This window comes from Agrobacterium vitis, assembly GCF_014926405.1.
In the GTDB taxonomy this organism is placed as follows: Bacteria; Pseudomonadota; Alphaproteobacteria; order Rhizobiales; family Rhizobiaceae; genus Allorhizobium; species Allorhizobium vitis_H.
This window is the reverse complement of sequence record NZ_JACXXJ020000005.1, coordinates 2,180,207-2,196,346: the sequence shown is the minus strand read 5'-3', so window position 1 is coordinate 2,196,346 and position 16,140 is coordinate 2,180,207. Positions and strand designations below refer to the sequence as shown.

Below are 16,140 nucleotides of genomic sequence, written 5' to 3'. Positions count from 1 at the left end.
CAAACGAATCTCACTTCGCTGGAATGGCCTTGAGATAGGCGGCAATCGCTGCGCGGTCTTCGGCTGGCAGTTCGGCGAGGTTTTTCTGGACTTCGACCATCGAGCCGCCGACGCTGTCGAAATCGGGGGTGAAGCCGGTTTCCAGATAGCTGGCGATTTCGTCTTTTGACCATTTACCCATGCTGTCTGAGCCGGGGGTGATATCGGGGATGCGGCCTTCGCCTTCCGGGTTTGGCCCACCAGCCAGCCATTGATCCACCTTCAGCCCGCCGATCACGTTGCGAGGGGTGTGACATTCGCCGCAATGGCCGGGGCCTTCGACCAGATATTGGCCGCGCTGGACTGGCGCATCCGCAGAGGCCAGGATGACGCGCGGTTTATCGTTTAGAAACAGCAGTTTCCAGCCGGTCAGCGCGATGCGCTGGTTGAAGGGAAAGCCCAGCTCATGCGGGGGCGCGACATTGCTGCTGACGGGCAGGGTTTTCAGATAGCCATAGAGATCGGCTACATCCTGCGGCTTCATCCGCGCATAGGATGTATAGGGAAAGGCGGGATAAAGGTTTTCGCCGGAAGGGCCGATGCCACGGGTGACGGCATCGCCAAATTCGGCCAGCGTCCATTGGCCGATCCCGGCCTTCGGGTCCGGCGAAATATTGGGGACGTGAAAGGTGCCGAACTGGGTTTTCAGCGCCACGCCGCCGGTCAGCAGCAGGCGCGCATCGCCACTCGCCCCAGGGGCGGCATGGCAGCTGGAACAGCCACCGGCAAAAAACATCCGTTTTCCATTGGCTAGATCGGGTGCCGTGGTTGCGGCCCAGACGGTAGCGGGCTGGCGATGCGGTGCCACGGCAAACACATAGGTGCCGACCAATGCTACACCCACGACGAGTGCCGCCGCGATGCCGAATTTTGCCGTTCCAGCCATGTTCATCCCCAATTTCTTTATATATCAAACCCGCCCGGGTGGCCCGGACGGGTCTCTACATGGGATGCAATTATTTCTTCAGCCTGAACGTCTGGTGGCAATCGCCACAGGTACCGCCAATGCTTTTCAGCGCTGCGCCAACGCCAGCCTGATCAGCGGGCAGGGTGGCGAGCTGCGTTGCGGCGGCGGTTTCAAGCGCCTTGGCCTTGGTCTTGAACGTGGCCGGGTCTTCCCAGATCTTCGGGCTGGCTTCCGTGTTGAGGCCGGTCTCGGAGCCCTTGGGGAACTGTTCCGGGAAGGCCTTGGCAACCTCCTCCATCGTGGTCAGCGAAGCCTTGACCACGGCTGCGTCATAGGGCTTTTCGCCCTTGGCGATAGCGGCCAGCTGGCCCATAGCACCGCCGACTTTCTTCATCATTCCGGCGCGCACCACCTGCGGCTCATCAGCGGCGCTGACCGCGCTGCTGAGGCCGGCGCCAAGACAGAGGCCAATGGCGGCCATGGTTACAAGCTTCCTCATGCCAAGCCCTGATATCATCGTCATTCTCCTGTTGATGGCCGAACCTGCGGCGTTTTTCACACGTGATATTCTCTTCAATTTCGGTCACCGCATTTTGATGGTAAATCAAATAGCAAATAAAGTCACAAGAGAGTGATGTTTTCGATGGTTAAATATCTGATATAACAATCATATCAGTGACATTTTCAAGCGCCGTGCCGCCTGAGCGGCAAGAGCCTGTCTTCCTCGCGGCCAAAGCCTTGAAGCCCAAGCGCGTCTGTCTCAAGGGTCAGAATCGAAAAGGCGGTGTCCTCTTCGCCATCCACCATGCCTTTCAGAGTGATGAAATGGGTATCGTCGATCAAGCCATAGCCGCCACGGTGGTCATGCCCGTTGATATAGGCGATGGCAGCGGGTGCTGCGGCAATCACGTCAGCCACCTCCTGTGCATTCCACAGGGCATGGTCGGTGAAGGGATGGAGCGGATAATGGCCGAAGACGATTGCCTTTTCCCCTGCGGCATGCGCTAGCGTCAGGCGGCTTTCCAGCCAGTCGATCTGCGGCTGGCTGATGGCGGCGTTCCAGTCCTGGGCATTGGCAGCATCTTTTGCCTTCAGCGCGAGGAGCTGGCGCACCGCCACTTCCCTGGCAGGATCGTCGCGCGCCACCGAGAAAGTGGAGATTTCACAGCCATCGATGAAAATCAGCCTGATACCGTTGATCACCCGGTCGAAGTACGGGGCGGGCATGCCCAGCGCGTCGCGCACCATCGGTTTTTGAGCGTCGGAGACCGCGAAATCGTGATTGCCGGGCAGGGCAATCAGCGGATGGCGCAGGCCTTCCAGCGTTTTCAAAGCCGGGGCGAAATTGCGGAAATCCCGGTCGATCAGGTCGCCCAGCAGCAGCACGGCATCCAGCGTCTGTTCGTTGAACATGTCGATGGCCGCCTGTATCTTGGCGAGGCTTAGGGCATAATAGCGGTTGGCGGTCAGGTTGGGCGGCAGATCGGCATATTGCGGATCGGCGATAAGCCCGAGGCGGAGTTGGGGCATGATGTGCGCGTCACGGTCGGTTGCATCCGCCGTGGACATAGGCCCCGGCTATAACAGCAGCGTGACGGCAACAGACTTGCGCTGTGGATGACGGGAGAATACATCGGCGCACTTTCATTGGAGTGCTCTTATGTCATCGATCATAGTCTCCCGCATCTGCCGTGCCGACGGCCCGGATCTGGTGGCGGCCAATCTGGCCAGCCGCGATTACCATGCGCCCTGGGCGGCGCCCTTCACCGATCTCGATGGTTTCGAAGCCTATCTCAGCCAGACGATCAGCAGCGCGATGATCGGCCTGATTGCCCGAGAGTCAGACAGTCACGGTGTGGTCGGGGTCTTTACCCTGAGTCAGATCGTGCTGGGCAATTTCAGAAGCTGCTATCTCGGTTATTACGGCATGGCTGCCTTTGGCGGGCGCGGATTGATGACGGACGCGCTGAACGCGGTTATTGCCCATGCCTTCACGGAGGTGGGCCTGAATCGGATCGAGGCCAATATCCAGCCGGAAAACCTGCGCTCGATTGCGCTTGTCGCGCGGTGCGGCTTTGAGAAGGAAGGTTTTTCCAGGCGCTATCTGAAAATCGGTGGAGAATGGCGCGATCATGAGCGCTGGGCCAAGGTGTCAGGATAAAGCGTGGCACCATAAAACAAAGGCGCAGCGGGGATGCCGCTGCGCCTTTCATTTGACTTTATGTCAAGCGGATCAAGCGGCCTTCAGGGTCGCGATCGAATCCTTGGCGCCCTTGACGGCAGCGGCCTTGGCTTCTTCGCCCATGTTGACGCCTTCGGCGATCACGAAGTCCAGATCGGTGATGCCGAGGAAGCTGAAGACGCCCTTCAGGTAGGTTTCGGCATGTTCAAGCGGAGCCGCAGGGCCCTGGCTGTAGATGCCGCCGCGCGAGATGGCAACGATCACCCGCTTGCCGCCGCACAGACCTTCAGGACCGGCAGCGCCGTATTTGAAGGTCTTGCCGGCAACGCTGATACGGTCGATCCAGGCCTTGAGCTGGCTCGGAATGCCGAAATTGTAGAAGCCAACGCCAATGACGACGACGTCGGAGGTGAGGAACTGTTCCAGCACCTCGCCGCCCAGCGCCAGATCGGCCTTGGTGGCTTCGTCATTGCTTGCATCGTAATTGCCCATGGCAGCCGCCAGCGTCAGGCCGGACAGATGCGGAAGCGGATTGGCGGCCAGATCGCGGTAGGTCACGTCCAGGCCTGGGGTCTTTTCGCTGAGGGTCTTCACAATCGACGCCGACAGGTCGCGGCTGACAGAATAGGGGCCAAGCACGCTGGAATCGAGATGCAGAAGTTTCATGGTCATCGACCTTTCCTTGTGGTATAAAATCAATACCGACACACTTATGGTAACTGCCAATCGGGCGCAAGGAGGCACAGACTTGGAACTCGGGCACATCAATGTAACCACATCCGAACCGACAGCCGCGCCGGAGGTTTCCATGGCGGCCGTCAACCAGCGCAGCAGCTGCGAGGCGGTCAACAGCGTCCTGACCCGCATCGGCGACAAATGGAGCGTGCTGATCGTCATGATGCTGGCTGGCGGCCCGCAACGCTTTAACGAGTTGAAGCGGCGGATCGGCAGCATTTCCCAGCGCATGCTGACATTGACCCTGCGCGGACTGGAGCGCGATGGGCTGGTGAAGCGCACCGTGTTTCCCACCATTCCGCCCCGGGTGGATTACGAATTGACCGATCTCGGCCAGTCGCTGCGCCAGCCGATCGAGGCGCTTGGCCACTGGGCCTTCGACAATTATGCTTGTATTGCCAAGGCCCGCGACAGTTTCGACAAGGCGGCGAAGAAGCAAGGCATCAGGAAGCCCTGATCTGCTTTGCCATGTTGACGCCGGTGACACGAAAGCCACCATATTCATAGATATGCCGGGCGCGGTCGTTGTCGGCAGCGACCCGCAGCTTGATTTCGAGGTATCCTTCCTCCGCCAACAGGGTTTCCAGGGCAGCAAGGGCTTGTTTGCCCTGGCCTTTGCCGCGATGGGTCGGGAAAAGATAGAAATCGAGGATGAATACGGATTTCGCCGTCTCGTCGAAGCGATACCAGAGATAGCCGATCGCCTGCTGCTGTTTGTCAACAATGTTAAGCAATGCATGACCCGAAGTTTTCGGGCCGTGCGGCAGGCTTTTAGCGATCTCGTGTTCTGCCCGTTTTAAGGCTTCGCCCTCGGCGACGTTATAATTGAGAGCGATTTCGGCAGCGTAATCCGCAATGAAATAATTGAGGTAGTGACTGTAGTCCTCCTCGGACATCCCTGTGAATTCAATCATTTTTTCCTGCACGGCTTGAGGGGCTGCTCAATGAAAAAGGCCCGGCGCATCAAGCCGCCGGGCCTTATTGTCGTCTGTAGTCTGTTATTACCGATTACTTGGTAGCGGCTTCGTAAAGCTCGGCCACGTAATCCCAGTTGATCAGGCTATCCACGAAGGCTTCCAGATATTTCGGGCGGGCGTTGCGGTAGTCGATATAGTAGGAATGTTCCCAGACATCGACGCCGAGGATGGGCGATGCGCCATGGATCAGCGGGTTTTCGCCATTCGGGGTCTTGGAAATTTCCAGCTTGCCGTCCTTGACGGAGAGCCAGGCCCAGCCGGAGCCGAACTGGGTGGTGCCAGCGGCAATGAAATCGGCCTTGAACTTGTCATAGCCACCGAGATCGGAGGCAATCGCTGCTTCCAGCTTGCCAGGCAGCTTGGTGCCGCCGCCGTCTTTCTTCAACCAGTTCCAGAAATGCACGTGGTTGTAGTGCTGGCCGGCATTGTTGAACAGGCCGGCATTCTTGCCATAGGACTGCTTGACGACTTCCTCCAGCGAAAGCCCTTCAAGACCCGAATCCTTCAGCAGATTATTGCCGTTGGTGACATAGGCCTGATGATGCTTGTCGTGGTGGAATTCCAGCGTTTCGGCCGACATGAATGGGCCGAGTGCATCGTAAGCGTAGGGAAGTGCGGGAAGTTCGAAAGCCATGATAAAATCTCCTCTTGGCATCGAGTATGGAAATCGTGAGCGAGCGGACCATAGGATTGCGGGACACAAGAGGCAACCTGCGAAATGGTAAATTCGCTCCCCCTAGGGAAGTTTCCTTCCTCGGTTAATCCCTTGGATGGTATAATGTTCCAGTGTTGTCCGGAGCTTCCCCGAGAGCCTCGATTCTTGCCCTTTATCGACTGAACGGCACCAGCTTCAAACCCTATCGCAACACAATAAAGCAAACAGGCGAAGCCTGTTATCAGTCATAGACGTCCGGGTCGGGCAGGTCGTCGACGGGGAAGCCGAGCGCTTTACGGGCAATCTTGCATTCGGGATCGCCGGGCATGCAATCACGACAGACCTGGGGTCGGACCTCGTAAACCCCGCAGCCGACATGCTTGCCAAGGTCGCCGGTCAGCGCCGCGCAGCGGCCTTTGCCAGCCGCATCGACCTCGAATTTCATGCCGCTCAGATCTGCGGCCACGAATGTCTCAGGGATTTTCGCCAGTTGCTCGTCGCTTTCCAATGAAAAGCGCGGCCAATCCGCCTGATAGGCGCAACAGGCGCCGCAGGTCTGGCAATCGAAAATTTCGGGCGGTGAGGTTTCCAGCATGATTTGTCTTAGAGCCTGTCAGGTTCATATTGAACCAGACAGGCTCACGCTTTTCTTGTTTTCGTTTGTCTTTTCGGGAAAACCGGTTGCCACTTTTCCCAGCAAACTCTAGCGCAAAAGCATGAGGAGCGGAATTGTTTCTGGCCAAAAAAGCAGAAGGAAGCCATGAGGGAGTTTGTTGGAATTCATACACGCTAAAACAACCAAAGGTTAGGGAATGGAGGTTACCATGCGCGCCTGCTCTTGAGGGTTATCAATGGAAGAAAATGCCATCACGCCGTGGGTCGACATCGGAGACTATGAGGCGATGACGCTTGCCACGGAGAATATGGGGGTGGCCGTCGCCCTGATGCGTTTGGACGGGAGCCTGTTGTTTGCCAACAAGCCGTTTCGGACATTGCACGATTATGCCGCGCATCTGGCCCCGGCGGGTGGCTTCAGCGATCTTGTCCAGTCCGGGGCGCTCGCCCATTGGAATACCGATCCGGCCCGGTATTTTCAAACCCTGGTTGCGCGTCTTGTCGATAATGGCGGTCTATGCCGGGATCAGCTCGAAATCGGCGACCGGATCATTGCGGTGGAAGACCGGATGATCGAAGACCGGATGATCCTTTCGGTGCAGCAGGATATTACCGAGCAGATCGTCGCGGCACGTCGGCTGGCCTATCTTGCCAGCCACGACATTCTCACCGGCCTTGCCAACCGCGCCAGCGTCGAGGCTCAGCTTGATCGGTTGACGGCCATCAAGAGCGAGGGCAGAGGTCGGTTTGCGGTGCTGATTGGCGATCTCGATCTGTTCAAGGTCATTAACGATACCCATGGCCACGCGGCTGGCGATGCGGTGTTGCAGGAAATGGCCTGCCGCTTCCGAGCTGTCCTCGGCCGCAACGATTTCGCCGCCCGGCTCGGCGGCGACGAATTTCTGTTTCTTTGCAATGATGACGATGCGCCGGACGCCAACGCCGAAAGGCTTGCGCAGCAGCTGATCGCCTGCGCCGACCAGCCAGTGGTCTTCGAGGGCAAGTCCTTATCCCTGGGCATCAGCCTTGGTTATAGCCTGTTTCCAGACCATGGAACACAGACGGCGCAATTGACGCGCGCCGCCGATATTGCCCTTTACCGAGCCAAGAGCCAGGGCCGTGGCCGTCTGGTTCGCTTCGACCAGGGGGAGAACGGCTGAAGCAATTCTATCCGTGGCTCACATATCGCTGCCGGATCGCGCCCAATCCATATAGAGATCCAGTGCCTTGCGGGTCACGGGGCCTTCCTGATAATCGCGGCCGTCAAGCCTGGAGACCGGGGCGATCTTTGAATAATTGCCGCTGGTGAATACTTCGTCGGCACCGAGGAAATCGGCGACGCTGAGCGTGACTTCCTGCACGTCGAAGCCCGCCTGACGCAGCAGGGTGATGACGCGCGACCGGGTGATACCCGCCAGGAAGGTGCGGTTGGGGATCGGAGTCAGCACCACGCCGTCCTTGACCATGAAGATATTGGAGGAGGCGGTTTCCGCCACATTGCCATTCATGTCCAGCGCCAGCGCATTGTCAAAACCACGGGCGCGGGCCTCCAGGATCATCCGGCCGGAATTGGGATAGAGGCTACCGGCCTTGGCATCGGTCATCGCGCATTCCGGCGAGGGGCGACGGAAGGGAGACACGGTCAGCGTGTGCGGCGTGGCTGTGTGCATCGGCGCCTCGAACAGGCAGAGCGCAAAGCGGGTGGAGGCAGCATCGGGTGCCACGACCGAGCCCGGCGCGCCATGTTCAGCCCAATACATCGGCTTGATATAGATCGCCGTCTTGCCGTCAAACTTGGCAACCCCTTCGCGCGCCAGCCGCTCGATTTCCTCGGCACTCATGGTCGGCTGCATATGCATGGCCAAAGCCGAACGGTTGATTCGCTGGCAATGCAGGTCGAGGTCAGGCGAAAGCCCCTCGAACCAGCGCGCTCCGTCAAACACCGTCGAGCCCAGCCACATGGCATGCGATGTCGGCCCGATCAGTGGCGGGTTGCCCGACAGCCATTCGCCATCGACATAGGTCCAGGTGGGGGTACGCGGGGTGGTATCGACGGTCATTCTCAGTCTCCAGATCGGGTGTTGCGGCAAAAGAACCGCTGCACTGCGCAACGTCAAGGAGAAAATGCAAAGGGCATGCAGCACTTGCCCCCAAAAATGGCCGGTCGGTCAACCGGGTCTCGTTCAGGCTGAGTTATTCTATAAATTTCACTATGAATTCAATGGGATGACGATGGGCGGCAGCAGATTTTAGCGGCGGCTTCAGGGTTTCGTTTGAAAAGTTGCAATTGATTTTTTTGCTACTTAAGGAAAGTCTGGCCTTTTAGCCGATTCCCTCAATTTTTCTTATGGAGATTTCATGCAAAGCGCTCGATGGCGTTCCCTATTCGTCGCCGCTGCCTTCATTAGCCCGATAGGCCCAGCCCAGGCGCAGGAAGCCGCTCCGGTTGCCAGCCCCATTACAAGCCCTGCCGCAGGCGAGGAGACATTCGGCAATCCGCCGGTGCTGGGGCAATCGCCTGTTGCGCCGAAGGGTACGCTTTACCGGGTGCCACCATCCACGGTGCCGCTGCCCCATGCCGGGCGCGAACAGGTGCTCGACCTCAAGGTCGTCTATACGGAAGGCAGGATCCGCAAGCCGGGTGGGCCGCCGGATAACCCTTTCGATCGCGTGCGCTTGCGCAGTTACCAAGGCACCAATGTCGATCCCGACCATCCCTTTGTCGCTCCAACCATCGAGGCGATGCCGGGCGACACCATTCGGGTAAGGCTGGACAACCAGCTGCCGGCCGACCCGTCCTGCACATCCAGCGATACATCGGTGGATGTGCCCCATTGCTTCAACGGCACCAATCTTCACAGCCACGGCCTGTGGGTCAGCCCGACCGGCAATAGCGACAATGTGCTGCTGTCGATCAATCCGGGCATGAAGTTTGAATATGAATACAATATTCCAGCCGATCATCCGGCGGGCACGTTCTGGTATCACCCGCATCGCCATGGCTCCACCGCCTTGCAGGTCGGCAGCGGCATGGCGGGCGCACTGATCATTCGCGGCGACCGCCCACCAACAGACAAGACCAATGGCGACCTCGACACCTTGGTCAAACCATTTCCGGAACGGCTGCTGGTGTTCGAGCAGATCCCCTATGCCTGCCTGACAAAGGATGGCAAGCTGAAGCAGACATTTGTCCCCGATCCCAACGACCCGACGAAGGGAAGCTATGTCATCGACTGGACCTGCGAGAAGGGCGAAGTGGGCGAGGTGATTTCCTACGAACAGTTCACGCCCTCAAGCTGGGATGATTCCGGCCGGTTCACGACGGTCAATGGCCGGGTGCGGCCGGTGTTTGCCAATGCTGAAACGGGCAAGACCGAGCGCTGGCGTCTGGTGCATGCGGGCGTGCGCAACACCATCCAGGTCCAGTTCCGCAAAATGAACGCCACGGATTTCTTCAAGCGCGAACGCAGCACCGATGCGGATGGGGAAGACCGGTTCGCCACTGACCTGTGCACTGGCCAGCCGGTGCCTTACGTCGTGGCGGCTTCCGACGGGCTGACCATGGAGCAGGGCCAGGTGCGCAATGATATTACCCTGCAACCCGGCTATCGCAACGACCTGCTGGTGAATTTCCCGGAAGACGGTCTTTACTGCATCGTCAACCCGCCAACCGACGCTGCCAATTCCGTCACGCGCACGCAGCAGGCCCGCTCAGTTCTCGGCTTCGTCCGGGTCAAAGGGGGCAAGGGCGCGCCCGCAGCGGGTGATCCGATTGCTGACATTAAACGCCAGCTGATCGCCAACGCCAATGCCTTCTACACACCTGACGTCGCCAATACGGTGGTCGCTGATCTGAACGATGGGCTGAAGCTGACGAAATTCATTCCCCATCCGACAGTTACCGACGAAGAAGTTGCCGGCCAGCCAAAGCAGGATCTGGTGTTCTTCATCAATCTCGGTCCGGGCGGTAATGGGCCAAATGGCTTCCAGGTCGGTAGGAATTTCAATGTCGTGCAAAACGATGTCGGCGTCTATGTGCCAGACGGCGCCAAGGCTTACGATCCTAATGTGGTTGATCGCAAACTGGTGTTGGGGACAGCGCAGGAATGGGAGTTACGCTCCTATTTAGTCAGTCATCCCTTTCATATCCACGTCAATCCCTTCCAGATCGTCCGCATTCTTCGCCCCGACGGCAAGGATGTCAGCGGGCTGGACGCCAAGGAACTGGACGGATTGGATTCCCAATATGCTGGCCTGAAAGGTGTGTGGAAGGATACGCTCTGGATCAAAAGCAATGTCAACAATCCGCTGACAGCAGTCGATGCCGCCTGGCTGAACGGCGATCTCAGCCGCAAGTCGATTCCCGATGCCCCCGATACCCCCGATGCAGCCAAGCCGCAAGGCGTCTACCGCATCTTCATCCGCACCCGCTATGAACGCTATATCGGCGAATTCGTCCTGCATTGCCACATCCTCGACCATGAGGACCAGGGCATGATGCAAAATGTCTCCATCGGCTTGCCGGATGGTGCGGGCGGATTGGCAAACGCCCATCATCACGGAAGTTCACCAGAGAGTAAGTAGACCTCCGCTTGGTAACCGGAATTGATGCGACAAACTGTTTCCGCCGTCCTTCGGGATGGCGGAATTGTTTCATTTCAGTAGAGGGTACGAGCCGTAAATCGCTCCTTCGTCTTCAGCCGAGTCATCATCAGCCGGGTGACTATCCCGACCTCAGGGAATTGATGGTGGTCGTGGTGAAAGCTGGGCATAGCCATGAGATTTTCCAGCATGGAGCGCCAGAAGGAAAACAGAAAGAGGAGATGGAATTTCGGTCCACTCTTCACTAACCTAGTAGTATCGTGCATGTTCAGTTATGTCATAGGAGCAATGATTGGTCGAAAGCAGATCGGTTCCGGATCATCTCGAACGCTATCTCGGCGCAATTGATGCTGGTTGGTCCGACGAGACTACACCTCATGGACTCAAAGTCGTCAGTTTCAAAAATCAGCCAATAGATCAGATCACGACGTATTCGACGCTCGGCATGAGCGAATTTGCTTTGGCCCTGCCCAAGGATCGAAGCATACGGCAGGAACTGGTAATGTCCGTCCATGAGAACAGTTCTGCGGGAGACATCGCAAATATTTTGCTGAATTGCACTGATTATATCCTGGAGAGAAAGAGAGCCGTTCTCCGAGGTGAGGTCATCAATTTTCGCCGTCCTCTCGTTCAAGGGGGGACAGTAACAGCGGTCTATGCCACAAATCCCACGTCGTTCGAGACGGGTTTTTCTGAGCTTTCCTGTTTTGCGCCACCGGTTCTATTTGTACTTTTGATCCCTATCACCGAGCGGGAAAGTGACCTGATTAGACAGCAAGGGTGGAGCTGTTACGAGGACCTGCTGGAAAAACAAGATCCCGATATTTGGGACCTGAAACGCTCAGAAGAAGTTTTCATCGCGTAGAACCATGTCCGCCTTGAAAGCCAAAGCGGACATGGTCGAGATAATCCATACTTGAAATAACAGCCGGGAAGCTGTCCTCACATTTTCCCCGCCACCTTCACCGCGAAGGCATATTCAAACGCTACCTCTTCCAGCCGCTGGAAACGCCCGGATTTGCCGCCATGGCCTGCTGACATGTTGGTCTTCAGCAGGAACGGCCCGGCCTCGGGTGCGTTTTCGCGCAGCTTGGCCACCCATTTGGTCGGTTCCCAATAGGTGACGCGGGGGTCGGTCAGGCCGGAGAGAGCCAGAATGGGTGGATAGGATTTTTTACCTACGTTGTCATAGGGGCTATAGGCGGCGATCCAGCGGTATTCTTCTTCTGACTCGATCGGGTTGCCCCATTCCGGCCATTCCGGCGGGGTCAGCGGCAGGGTGTCATCCAGCATGGTGTTGAGCACGTCGACAAAGGGCACGGCGGCGATGATGCCGGCGAATTTTTCCGGTGCCATATTGGCGACGGCGCCCATCAGCATGCCGCCCGCCGAGCCGCCTTCGGCGATGATCTTGTCATAGGCGGTGAAGCCCTCTTTTACCAGATGATCGGCGGCGGAAATGAAGTCCTTGAAGGTATTGACCTTATTCTCCATTTTGCCGTCTTCATACCATTGGAAGCCCTTATCCTTGCCGCCGCGAATATGGGCGATGGCATAGACGAAGCCTCGGTCGGCCAGTGACAGGCAATTGGTGTTGAAACCAGCCGGAATGGTCACGCCGTAAGCGCCGTAGCCGTAAAGCAGGCAGGGGGCGGAACCATCCAGCGCCGTGTCCTTGCGATAGAGCAGCGTAACCGGCACATCGACGCCATCATGGCCCTTGGCGAACACCCGGCGGGTCACATAATCCTCGGCCTTATGGCCCGAGGGGACTTCCTGGGTTTTCAGCAGTACCCGCTCACGGCTCACCATATCGTAATCGTAGAGCTGGCTGGGCGTCGTCATCGACGAATAGGAGAAACGGATGACCGTGGCATCATATTCGGCAGCGCCTGACAGGCCAAGCGAATAGGCTTCCTCGGCAAAGTCGATAGCATGTTCTTCACCGGTCTTGCGGTCGCGAATCATGATGCGCGGCAGGCCATCGCGGCGTTCCAGCCACAGCAGATGTCCGGCAAAGGCCATATGCGACAGGATAAGACGGCCCGGCACATGAGGAACGAGGTCTTTCCAGTTGTCCTTGCCCGGCGCACCAACCGGCGCTTCCATGATCTTGAAATCCTTGGCACCGTCGGCATTGGTCAGGATGTAGAACACATCGCCGCCCTCGGTCATCGAATATTCGACGCCTTCCTCGCGCTCAGCCACCAGCTTAGGTTCTGCCGTCAGATCTTTGGTGGAGAGCAGCCGGTATTCGGAGGTCTCGTGATCGTGGATGTCGATATAGATAAAGTCGTCGAGCAGCGACCCGCCGACCCCCATGAAGAAGCCGGGGTCCTTTTCCTCATAGACCAGCCGGTCGGAGGATTGCGGCTCGCCGATAATATGGTGGAAGACTTTGGACGGACGGTGGTTTTCATCCTGAAGCGTATAGAAAAAGCTCTTGCCATCGGGTGCCCAGACGCCGCCGCCTGCGGTATTGTCCAGCACGTCGGCGAGGTCTTCGCCGGTTTTGAGATCGCGGATGCGCAGCGTGTAATATTCCGACCCCTTGTCGTCATAGCCCCAGATGCCACGGGTGTGATCATTGCTATGGTCGATGCCGGACAGGCGGAAATAATCCTTGCCCGCCGCTTCCTTGTCGCCATCCAGCAGCAATTCGCGCAGGCTCTCGTCCTTCGGGTCGCCGTCGCGTGGAATGCGGAAATAGCGCGGCTGCTCGCCACCGGTCACGAAAGCCGAACCGTAAGCATAAGGGCCATCCTTCATCGGGATGGAGCTGTCATCCTCCTTGATCCGGCCTTTCATCTCGGCAAACAGCTGCTGTTGCAGTGGCTTGGTATCGGCCATGGCCGCGTCCATATAGATGTTTTCGGCCTCCAGAACTGCGCGGATCTCCAGATCAAGGATCGAGGTATCCTTGAACATCTGCTGCCAGTTATCGGCCCGCAGCCACGCGTAGTCGTCAATGCGGGTGATGCCGTGGCGGGTGTCGCTCAGCGGTTTCTTCTGGACCGTGGGGGCGGCGGGCAGGTTGGCAAACAGGGGCTTTGAGGATGAAGACAAGAGCAATCTCGCTTTTTTTGGCATAGGCGGGGTTTGGTATAAGGCCTGTGTTACGTAGGATGTGTTGCATGAGAGATAGGCGTCCGCCCACCACCGATCAAGCAGAAATCGGTGGTCCCGGCCATGGCCGGTGCCAGCGACAGAGGAAGCCGATCACAAATGCGGGATGCACGTTTTGAGTGCTGGCTTCGCCAGAAGTCAGGCAATACATTCCGCCGAATCGGTATCTGTTAGGAAATTCTATATGCGATTGATGATTTTAGGGGGTGGTTTGGCGATGGTTTTTGCGCAATCGGCCTTTGCGCTTGACGCCGCAGCCACCCGCCAGCTCAAGTCGCTGTCGCCGGCCGAGCGGCTGGAACAGCGCTGCGACATGGAGGCGATGAGCCGGATTGGCAAGGATAGCAAAACTTATTCGCCCGACAAGGTGATCGCCTATACGTTCGCCCAGACCAAGGCCGATGGCAACCGGCTGAAGGCGCCGGGCGCGGTGTTTCGCAGCAAGGGCCACTGGTATCGGCTGAAATACCAGTGCGAGACCGGCAACCAGCGCCTGGACGTGAAGAATTTCAGCTATCAGGTCGGCGCCGAGGTGCCCAAGGAAAGCTGGAGCAAATATTACTTGTATAATTGACGAGCAACAAGCCGTGGGGTGACGCCTGTCACCCTTTTTGCCCTGTCACCCTGGCAGTTTTGGCTTCGGTGCCGCATGGGGCGCCAGTTCGGTGAAGATCGCCTTGCCGATCAGCGCCAGAGGCACGGCCAGCATGGCGCCCGCTGCCCCCCAGACCCAGGTCCAGAAGATAATGGCGACGAACACGCCAAAGGCGTTGATCTCCATGCGTCGCCCCATCACGGCTGGCGTCACCAGATTTTCGACCAGCGCATGGACAGTGAAGAAAGCAATGGCGGGAAGCAGGCCAAACAGAAGGCTGCTATGGGTCAGCATTCCGGCCACGGCCAGCGCAAAGGTCATGGCGGTTACGCCGAGAAAAGGCACGAAGCTGGAGAGAAAGGCGAAAAAGCCCCAGAGTACCGGCAGCGTCAGCCCGCCAACCCAGGCAATCAGCAGCGCGCAGCAGCCGACACCCGCGTAGATTACCGAAGCGGTGGCAAAGTAGAAGCCCAGCGCCGTTTCAATCGCATTGATGCTGCGGATGGCCGAGAGCCGGCGAGCGCGGTCGCGGAAAGAGACGATCAGAGTTTTGCGGATCGACACCCTCCCGGCCAGAAATAGCACCAATGCGGCAAAGAAAATCAATGTCTGGACGATGGCGGGCGTCACCTGGCTTGCCACTGTCGAGAGAATGCCACCGCCATTTTCCAGCATCTTGTCGAGGTTGATAGGGCCGTTGCCGCTGGCAAGCCTGTCCAGATGCAGCCAGTGAAAGCGTTGAAAATAGGGTGTAAACCGATCCATCATGGTCTGGCCAATGCTGGGGATGTCCTGCGCCAGTTCCATCAGCGGTCCTGCCAGTGTGTTGGCAATGATCGTCACCAGCGTGAAAAGCGCCGTGGTGAGCAGTACGGCACTCATCATCGGCGGCACACCCAGTGCCTCCAGCCGGTCTGCGGCCAAGCCCAGGATAAGGCCGACCACAACCGCAAGCGTCAGGGGCATCAGGATGGTGCCTGCGTAGTGCAGCGCGGCAATTGCCACAATCATGAAGAGCCCAATCACCGCCCAGGCCTGCGCCAGTTCCAGCGCCGTCTTGCGGTGCCGGCCCAGCCGGGTTTCTGCCGGCTGTAAAATTCGCCGCTTCACCGTGTCATCCATCATGTCCGCTAACGCCCCTGTCGGTACCAGTGTTGTGTGCAGCCATATCGGCACCAGGAGGGTGTAAAGCTGCAACACGTTATATTTACTACATAATCTCTTCGGATTGCCATCAGGATGAGGGCCATGTCGTCATTTGGCGCAGCTGTCGGATGCTCTATCCGAGAGCGCTGTCAAAACTCATTTTGACAAGCAATCCCGAATTAACGCGCAGAACGGGCAGTGGTTCCGCCCAGATTTTGCCTTGCTTGCGCCACTTTGGTGCGAATTGCGGGATTCAAGGGTTGTATCAATTTGGGGCAGATGATCGGAACGGGTCGGGTCTCTGCACGATATACGCGCTAAATCACGGGTTGCAGCCGTGAGCGTCAGCCTCCTTTCGTAAAATCCACTATTATTACAGGGGTCTACGAAAAATCGGCATTTTGAGTCTGCATCCATGGAGATATGGAGGTTTTTGTAACTATCCGAAACAAAAAAACCCTGACACTGGCAGGTAACTGCTCCAAAAAAATAGAGATGCACCCAATAAAAGTGTCTGAAAAGTGTAAAAACCAAGATTTGTATTAGGGTTGGAAAAACAAA

Annotated in this window: 17 protein-coding genes; 7 read left to right on the top strand and 10 right to left on the bottom strand. The window is 57.7% G+C overall.

Annotation, left to right across the window (positions count from 1 at the left end):
• Window positions 1-10 precede the first annotated feature (10 nt).
• The gene (locus IEI95_RS21545) at window positions 11-925 is read right to left on the bottom strand and encodes a cytochrome c (protein ID WP_156537727.1); all 915 of its coding nucleotides are present in this window, start codon (window positions 923-925) and stop codon (window positions 11-13) included.
• Window positions 926-995: 70 nt separating this feature from the next.
• Complete coding sequence (locus IEI95_RS21540) at window positions 996-1,427, bottom strand: c-type cytochrome (RefSeq protein ID WP_234934248.1); 432 nt, start codon at window positions 1,425-1,427, stop codon at window positions 996-998.
• Between IEI95_RS21540 and IEI95_RS21535 the strand changes: the two genes are divergently transcribed.
• Window positions 1,417-1,581 (top strand): hypothetical protein, encoded by a 165-nt coding sequence (locus tag IEI95_RS21535; protein WP_194417393.1) that lies wholly within the window; start codon window positions 1,417-1,419, stop codon window positions 1,579-1,581. The two genes, IEI95_RS21540 and IEI95_RS21535, sit on opposite strands and share 11 nt — an antisense overlap.
• A 49-nt stretch (window positions 1,582-1,630) precedes the next feature.
• Here the strand turns inward: IEI95_RS21535 and IEI95_RS21530 are convergent, their stop codons facing one another.
• Window positions 1,631-2,476, bottom strand: a complete 846-nt coding sequence (locus IEI95_RS21530) for a metallophosphoesterase (protein ID WP_194416989.1) — start codon at window positions 2,474-2,476, stop codon at window positions 1,631-1,633.
• 130 nt (window positions 2,477-2,606) lie between these two features.
• Here IEI95_RS21530 and IEI95_RS21525 point away from each other — a divergent pair, with 130 nt between their 5' ends.
• Window positions 2,607-3,107 (top strand): GNAT family N-acetyltransferase, encoded by a 501-nt coding sequence (locus IEI95_RS21525; protein ID WP_194416988.1) that lies wholly within the window; start codon window positions 2,607-2,609, stop codon window positions 3,105-3,107.
• Between the two features lie 72 nt (window positions 3,108-3,179).
• Here IEI95_RS21525 and IEI95_RS21520 read toward each other — a convergent pair whose 3' ends face one another.
• A complete protein-coding gene (locus IEI95_RS21520) occupies window positions 3,180-3,794 on the bottom strand; it encodes an FMN-dependent NADH-azoreductase (RefSeq protein WP_194417338.1) in 615 nt (204 codons plus the stop codon).
• 82 nt (window positions 3,795-3,876) lie between these two features.
• Here IEI95_RS21520 and IEI95_RS21515 point away from each other — a divergent pair, with 82 nt between their 5' ends.
• Window positions 3,877-4,320, top strand: coding sequence for a winged helix-turn-helix transcriptional regulator (locus IEI95_RS21515; protein ID WP_420359898.1), 444 nt, complete (start codon window positions 3,877-3,879; stop codon window positions 4,318-4,320).
• On the opposite strand, the gene IEI95_RS21510 is transcribed toward IEI95_RS21515, so the two are convergent.
• From IEI95_RS21510 to IEI95_RS21500, 3 genes are all read right to left on the bottom strand, one after another.
• On the bottom strand, window positions 4,307-4,777 hold the full coding sequence (locus IEI95_RS21510) for a GNAT family N-acetyltransferase (protein ID WP_194416987.1): 471 nt from the start codon (window positions 4,775-4,777) through the stop codon (window positions 4,307-4,309). The two genes, IEI95_RS21515 and IEI95_RS21510, sit on opposite strands and share 14 nt — an antisense overlap.
• A gap of 94 nt (window positions 4,778-4,871) precedes the next feature.
• Window positions 4,872-5,474 (bottom strand): superoxide dismutase, encoded by a 603-nt coding sequence (locus IEI95_RS21505; protein ID WP_015915312.1) that lies wholly within the window; start codon window positions 5,472-5,474, stop codon window positions 4,872-4,874.
• A gap of 262 nt (window positions 5,475-5,736) precedes the next feature.
• Window positions 5,737-6,090 carry a YkgJ family cysteine cluster protein gene (locus IEI95_RS21500; RefSeq protein WP_194416986.1) on the bottom strand — a complete coding sequence of 118 codons (354 nt, stop codon included), beginning with the start codon at window positions 6,088-6,090 and terminating at the stop codon, window positions 5,737-5,739.
• A 256-nt stretch (window positions 6,091-6,346) separates the two neighbouring features.
• Here IEI95_RS21500 and IEI95_RS21495 point away from each other — a divergent pair, with 256 nt between their 5' ends.
• Window positions 6,347-7,270 (top strand): GGDEF domain-containing protein, encoded by a 924-nt coding sequence (locus tag IEI95_RS21495; RefSeq protein ID WP_194416985.1) that lies wholly within the window; start codon window positions 6,347-6,349, stop codon window positions 7,268-7,270.
• A gap of 18 nt (window positions 7,271-7,288) precedes the next feature.
• On the opposite strand, the gene IEI95_RS21490 is transcribed toward IEI95_RS21495, so the two are convergent.
• Window positions 7,289-8,170 carry a branched-chain amino acid aminotransferase gene (locus IEI95_RS21490; protein WP_194416984.1) on the bottom strand — a complete coding sequence of 294 codons (882 nt, stop codon included), beginning with the start codon at window positions 8,168-8,170 and terminating at the stop codon, window positions 7,289-7,291.
• 298 nt (window positions 8,171-8,468) lie between these two features.
• Between IEI95_RS21490 and IEI95_RS21485 the strand changes: the two genes are divergently transcribed.
• Together IEI95_RS21485 and IEI95_RS21480 are read left to right on the top strand one after the other, a co-directional pair.
• A complete protein-coding gene (locus tag IEI95_RS21485) occupies window positions 8,469-10,694 on the top strand; it encodes a multicopper oxidase family protein (protein ID WP_194416983.1) in 2,226 nt (741 codons plus the stop codon).
• A 310-nt stretch (window positions 10,695-11,004) separates the two neighbouring features.
• The gene (locus IEI95_RS21480) at window positions 11,005-11,577 is read left to right on the top strand and encodes a suppressor of fused domain protein (RefSeq protein ID WP_194416982.1); all 573 of its coding nucleotides are present in this window, start codon (window positions 11,005-11,007) and stop codon (window positions 11,575-11,577) included.
• Between the two features lie 77 nt (window positions 11,578-11,654).
• Here IEI95_RS21480 and IEI95_RS21475 read toward each other — a convergent pair whose 3' ends face one another.
• Window positions 11,655-13,802: a S9 family peptidase gene (locus tag IEI95_RS21475; protein WP_194416981.1), complete on the bottom strand. Its 2,148-nt coding sequence runs from the start codon at window positions 13,800-13,802 to the stop codon at window positions 11,655-11,657.
• 220 nt (window positions 13,803-14,022) lie between these two features.
• Between IEI95_RS21475 and IEI95_RS21470 the strand changes: the two genes are divergently transcribed.
• Entirely contained in the window at window positions 14,023-14,412 is a 390-nt protein-coding gene (locus IEI95_RS21470) for a DUF930 domain-containing protein (RefSeq protein ID WP_015915321.1), read from the top strand.
• 45 nt (window positions 14,413-14,457) lie between these two features.
• Here the strand turns inward: IEI95_RS21470 and IEI95_RS21465 are convergent, their stop codons facing one another.
• Window positions 14,458-15,558: an AI-2E family transporter gene (locus IEI95_RS21465; protein ID WP_194416980.1), complete on the bottom strand. Its 1,101-nt coding sequence runs from the start codon at window positions 15,556-15,558 to the stop codon at window positions 14,458-14,460.
• Window positions 15,559-16,140: the final 582 nt, after the last annotated feature.